Origin of the sequence: Peptoclostridium sp., assembly GCF_009881055.1 — a bacterium.
GTDB lineage: Bacteria > Bacillota > Clostridia > Peptostreptococcales > Peptostreptococcaceae > Peptoclostridium_A.
In genome coordinates this window covers 216,349-222,526 of the sequence record NZ_WXFG01000029.1, presented here as the reverse complement: position 1 = coordinate 222,526, position 6,178 = coordinate 216,349, and the positions used below count along the sequence as shown (strand labels likewise).

Below are 6,178 nucleotides of genomic sequence, written 5' to 3'. Positions count from 1 at the left end.
GGAACTGGCTGCTTGAGAACATGCTTGGCAGACCGATGTTCAACGCGACAAAGCAAAAAGAGCTTGAGCATCCAATAGTAGAGGTGGGCAAAGAGCTAAGAGGCATGATGTCCTGGATAAAAGAATAGTAATTGGGAGGAAGCAGCATGAACAGTCAAAATGTCAAACTAGGTATGCAGAAGGCACCGCACAGGTCGCTGCTTAAAGCTCTTGGTCTTACTGACAAGGAAATAGAAAAACCCTTCATAGGGGTTGTAAACTCATTTAACGAAGTAGTGCCAGGTCACATACACCTTCGCGAGATTGCAGAGGCGGTTAAAAAGGGAATTCTCATGGAGGGCGGCACGCCTTTCGAATTCCCGACAATAGCAGTTTGCGACGGTATAGCCATGAACCACGAAGGAATGAGATACTCACTGGCAAGCAGGGAGATAATAGCAGACAGCATAGAAATAATGGTAAAGGCGCACGCCTTTGACGGAATAGTACTCATCCCAAACTGCGATAAATCTGTACCGGGGATGCTAATGGCTGCAGCCAGGCTGGATATACCGGCGATTGTCGTAAGCGGAGGGCCTATGCTTGCGGGCAAGGTATCCGGCAAGGCTGAAGACCTTACATCAGTGTTTGAGGGAGTAGGAGCAGTAACGAGTAAAAATATGAGTGAAGCCGAGCTTGACTGCCTTGAAGAGAATGCGTGTCCGACATGCGGATCGTGCTCAGGAATGTTTACGGCCAATTCAATGAACTGCATGAGCGAAGTTCTGGGTATGGCGCTGCCGGGCAACGGAACGGTTCCGGCGGTATACGCACAAAGAAAAAGGCTCGCCAAGGAAGCGGGAATGGCTATAATGAAGCTTGTCAGTGAAGACATAAGGCCAAGCCAGATACTAACGGAAAAGACGTTCGAAAACGCGCTCGTGGTAGATATGGCACTTGGCTGCTCAACAAACACAGTACTTCACCTAACTGCCATTGCAAACGAAGCGGGAGTCAAAATAGACCTCGACAAGATAAACAGTATCAGCTCAAAGACTCCTAACCTTTGCAGGCTTAGGCCGGCAGGTCCGTACCACATGGAGGATCTGGATGCAGCAGGCGGAATATCGGCAGTTATGAATGAGCTTTCAAAGGCAAACCTGCTCAACCTGCAGGAGCTTACTGTATCGGGGGAAACAGTGGGCGAAAAGATAAGCGGCTGCGAAAAGAAATATGATGTCATAGCATCAATCGACAAGCCATACAGCTCCACAGGAGGTATAGCCGTTCTAAGAGGAACGCTGGCTCCGGACGGTGGAGTAGTCAAAAAATCTGCCGTTGTAGACGATATGCTCGTTTCAAAAGGCAAAGCTAAAGTGTTTGACTGTGAGGAAGATGCGGTGAGCGCAATATTCTCAGGAAAAATACAAAAAGGGGATACTGTAGTAATAAGATATGAAGGGCCAAAAGGGGGGCCTGGAATGAGGGAGATGCTTTCACCTACGTCTGCCATAGCTGGAATGGGGCTGGACAAGGATGTATCGCTTATTACTGATGGAAGATTTTCGGGTGCGACAAGGGGAGCAGCAATAGGGCACGTCTCGCCGGAAGCTGCCGAGGGCGGACCTATTGCGTATATAATGGACGGAGACGAAATAGAAATAGACATGCTAAAAGGCGTTCTGAATCTGCTTGTAAGCGAAAGCGAGCTGGAAGAGAGAAAAAATAAAATCCAGCTCAAGAGCAGCTCGTGCGGAGGATATCTGGGCCGGTATGCAAAGCTCGTATCTTCTGCTTCGGAAGGGGCGGTATTTAAAAAATAGGACAAGATGTTGGGAAGGTGAGAATTTTGGTTAAAAGTGGAGCCCAGGTTGTTTTGGAATGCCTGAAGGAGCAGAAAGTTGACACTATTTTTGGATATCCGGGAGGTGCTGTAATACCTCTGTACGATGCGCTTTATGACGAGCTGGACTATTTCAGGCATGTTAGGACATCGCACGAGCAGGGAGCCGTGCATGCAGCTGACGGTTATGCCAGGGCAACCGGCAAGGTTGGCGTGTGCTTTGCAACATCTGGGCCGGGAGCCACAAACATAATAACAGGACTTGCCACTGCATATATGGATTCTGTGCCGATGGTTGTAATAACAGGCCAGGTTGCAATGGCTCTATTGGGCAAGGACTCGTTCCAGGAGATAGACATAGTAGGAATGACGCTTCCAATAACCAAGCACAACTGCCTGGTTAAAGATGTCACAAAGCTTGCAGATACAATAAGAAAGGCTTTCGAAGTGGCAAGAAGCGGCAGACCGGGTCCTGTGCTTATAGATATTCCAAAGGACATATTCACAAAACAGGTTGAATACGAAAAGAAACAGGCTGACGGAAACAGCAAACCTCAAACATCTGCAAAGGTGGATATGGAGCTGCTCAAGCAAGCGGCCGACATGATAAATGAATCAAAAAGACCTGTAATATATGCAGGCGGAGGCACAATATCTTCAAATTCGTCAGATAAGCTATTCGAGCTTGCAAAAAAAGGAGACATACCAGTTGTCAACACCCTTATGGGCCTGGGAAGTTTCCCGAGAAACGACGAGCTTTCGCTCGGAATGGTTGGAATGCACGGATATGAAAATGCAAATATGGCCGTTATGGAAAGCGACCTTATAATAGGAATAGGAGCCAGGTTCAGCGACAGGGTAATAGGAAATCCAAACAAGTTCGCTCCCGGCGCCAGGATAATACACATAGATATAGACGGTACGGAGCTCAACAAAAACATGGATGCGTATCTGCCTATTGAAGGCGATCTGTCTGAGAGCCTGGGGGTTCTAATAGAGCTTGTGGAAGCGGCAGACAGAAAGGATTGGCATAGCCATATTGCAAAGTGGAAATCGCACAATAAGGCGGGGAAAGACCAGTTTACGCCCGAGAACATACTCGAGTACATGAACGGCAGGTTCGAGGATGCAGTTGTGGCAACCGATGTCGGACAACACCAGATGTGGACAGCTCAGATATGGAAATTCAAGGAGCCAAGGACCTTCATATCCTCGGGAGGACTTGGAACCATGGGATATGGCCTAGGGGCAGCCATAGGGGCGCAGCTTGGAAGACTTGACAAGCGCGTAGTGCTTGTAACCGGAGACGGCAGCTTCAGGATGAATTGCAACGAACTGGCAACGCTATCGAAGCTCGACGTGCCCGTTGTGATATTGCTGCTAAACAACAGCTCGCTCGGCATGGTTCGCCAGTGGCAGAGGCTGTTTTCGAATAAGAGATTCTCAGAGACTGATTCAAATGAGAATATCGACTACGTCAAGCTTGCACAAGCCTACTCAATACAGGCCTTCAGGGCAGGCAACCTGGATGAGCTTGAAAGCGCCGTATCATCAATGGACAACACAAAACCAGCATTCATAGAGTGCGTAATAGACAAGGATGAGTGCGTATACCCTATAGTTCCTCCGGGAAGACCTATAGACGAATACATTGTAGGATAGGAATTATTTTGAATTAAGAATGCCCGCTGAGCCTTTACAGGCTCGGCGGGCATTTTGTGCTTATCTGGATTTAGTTATAGTATTCGTCCTTTTCAAATATGTTTCTTATTTCATCTACATTGCTTGTAAATCCAAGAGCAAGCATGAGCTTTATTCTGGCTTTTTGTCCGTTGAGTTCACCGCCGAATATGCAGCCCATCTTTCGAAGAGCGTACCCTGCGCCTTCATAACCGTACGTGTCTAGAACTCTTCCGGCAGGGCATCTGGAGACTATTACAACAGGTATATTCTTGTCTATGGCATATTGAACGCCCTCGACCATCTTGGGAGGTATGTTGCCGCGGCCCATGGCCTCTATAACTATTCCCTTTGAACCTGAATCCACACAGAATTTCAAAAGTTTTGAGTCCATTCCCAGAACACATTTAATAAGGTCTACATCAGATTCTATTATGTCTGTTTTAATATGCTGCCCCGGAGTGATATTTCTATGGATTATGAGCTTGTCATTGTCTATAACTCCAAGAGGGCCGTAAGTCAAGGATTTGAACGTTCCAAGGCTCAGTGTGTTTGTCTTTGTAGTTTCAAACGCCGTATTAACCTCATTGTTTAAAACAATAAGCACACCTTTGTTTCTTGCTTTCTCGGAAACCGCCGTACATACTGCGGCTGCAAGATTGCTTGGGCCGTCGTAACCAAGCTCGGAACTGCTTCGCATTGCGCCCACCACGATGACAGGCTTTTCACTTTCTATTGCAAGGTCGAGAAAGTAAGCCGTTTCCTCGAGGCTGTCTGTTCCGTGAGTTACTACAACGCCTGTTATGGTCTCATCTGCAAGGAGTTCCTCGACCTGTTTTTTAAGTCTCATGAGAATCTCCGGAGTCACGTGAGGCCCTGGAATTTCGGAAAAGTTGACAACCTTAATATCGGCAAGTTTGTCGATATTGGTCACCATTGACATGATCTGCTCGCCCGAGAGAGTAGGTATTGCAGCACCTATTCTGGGATCGATGGTCATAGAAATGGTACCACCTGTAAAAATTATGGCTACAGTATCCTTCTTCATATTAAACCTCCCATTAATATTTTAAATCAAAATGAGTGTTAAGAAGATTATACAAGCATATAGGCGTGTAATACATATACAATATTAAGATATTATATGAATATACCGAATATATAAAAAAATGCAATCGCATTTTTCTATAAAAAAAAACTGCCTTCTTTAACAAAGAAAGCAGGGCCACACATTCCGTGTGAAAAAATCCGTTCGAAAGGGGTATTGAGAATAGAGATTTTATTCGGGTTGTCAGGGGGATAACCACTGAAATCAGTATAGCAAAAAACTAAAATTTGTGCAACTGATTTATATGAAATTTTTTTATACAAAAGGCATGTACATATTTCGGATTGCGTCAAAACTTAATGTAAATTGCTGTGAGTAATGGGGTATTTTATTTATAAATCGAAGGTTTTGTTATATAATAATATATGCTTGTCTGAAAAGGCGGGCACATTAACAGAGAAGGTGAAGCAAATTGATGGAAATATATTTGGACAACAGTGCCACCACAAGGCCATATGACGAAGTGGCGCAAAGGATGATGGAATACCTCACGGACAAGTACGCCAATCCGTCATCGGCACACAGCAAGGGCGTTGAAATTGAAAGAGATATAAAAAACGCAAGGAAAAAAATTGCATCGCTGATGGGTGCAGGCGAAGATGAAATATTTTTCACATCAGGAGGAACCGAAGCGGACAACGTAGCGATACGTGGTGTGGCCTATGCAAACCGCAAGCAAGGAAGGCATATAATAACAACATCAATAGAACACCCGGCTGTGCTCAGCACCGTCAGGGACTTGGAAAGCGAAGGCTTTGAAGCGACATACCTTAGCGTAGACAGCAATGGAGTTATTGACTTTGAAGAGTTCAAAAAAGCCCTCAGGGATGAAACTATTCTTGTAGCTATAATGCACGTTAACAACGAGTGCGGCAGTATTCAGCCCGTCGACAAGATAGGAAGATACCTTTCCAAGCTCAAAAGAAAGGTGTATTTTTTTGTTGATGCTGTCCAGTCGTTCGGCAAGATTGACTTCAGGCCATCCAGATACGGAATAGACCTAATGTCGATAAGCGGTCACAAGCTGCATGGGCCCAAGGGAATAGGCGCGCTATATGTAAAGAAAGGGACCAAGCTCAGGCCAATTGTAACAGGAGGCGGCCAAGAAAAGGGCATAAGGCCGGGCACAGAAAACGTGCCGGGAATTATGGGACTTGAGACTGCGGCAGAAAAGACGCTTTCAGATTTGGGCTCAAGGATAGAAAGGCTTGCATCCATGAAAAGGCTGCTCCAGGAAGAACTGGAGGCAAGGGTTCCGAATATAAAGGTTAACAGTATGCCTGAAGGCGTATGCCACATACTCAATATCTCGTTTATGGATGTCAAGGGAGAGGTGCTGCTGCACACGCTCGAACAGGACGGTATTTTTGTCTCCACAGGGTCTGCGTGCTCATCGAAGAAAAAGGGAAGTCACGTACTGGGAGAGATGGGGCTTTCAAATGCTCAAATTGAAGGCGCGATACGGTTTAGCCTTGGCGAGTTCAATACAGTAGATCAGATAAAGAGCGCAGCAGAAACTGTAAGCATTCGGGTTGAAGAGTTTAGAAAAATAGTGGGTAAATAAGGAG

General features: G+C 45.9%; 4 protein-coding genes. 3 read left to right on the top strand and 1 reads right to left on the bottom strand.

Annotated features, from left to right (window positions below; translation table 11 throughout):
- The first annotated feature begins 146 nt into the window (after nucleotides 1-146).
- The gene (gene ilvD / locus GT589_RS08585) at nucleotides 147-1,802 is read left to right on the top strand and encodes a dihydroxy-acid dehydratase (protein ID WP_293398256.1); all 1,656 of its coding nucleotides are present in this window, start codon (nucleotides 147-149) and stop codon (nucleotides 1,800-1,802) included.
- A gap of 26 nt (nucleotides 1,803-1,828) precedes the next feature.
- Nucleotides 1,829-3,484, top strand: a complete 1,656-nt coding sequence (gene ilvB / locus GT589_RS08580; protein ID WP_293398255.1) for a biosynthetic-type acetolactate synthase large subunit — start codon at nucleotides 1,829-1,831, stop codon at nucleotides 3,482-3,484.
- Between the two features lie 70 nt (nucleotides 3,485-3,554).
- Here ilvB and GT589_RS08575 read toward each other — a convergent pair whose 3' ends face one another.
- Nucleotides 3,555-4,550: an asparaginase gene (locus GT589_RS08575; RefSeq protein WP_293398254.1), complete on the bottom strand. Its 996-nt coding sequence runs from the start codon at nucleotides 4,548-4,550 to the stop codon at nucleotides 3,555-3,557.
- 475 nt (nucleotides 4,551-5,025) lie between these two features.
- Between GT589_RS08575 and GT589_RS08570 the strand changes: the two genes are divergently transcribed.
- Nucleotides 5,026-6,174 carry a cysteine desulfurase family protein gene (locus tag GT589_RS08570; protein WP_293398253.1) on the top strand — a complete coding sequence of 383 codons (1,149 nt, stop codon included), beginning with the start codon at nucleotides 5,026-5,028 and terminating at the stop codon, nucleotides 6,172-6,174.
- Nucleotides 6,175-6,178: the final 4 nt, after the last annotated feature.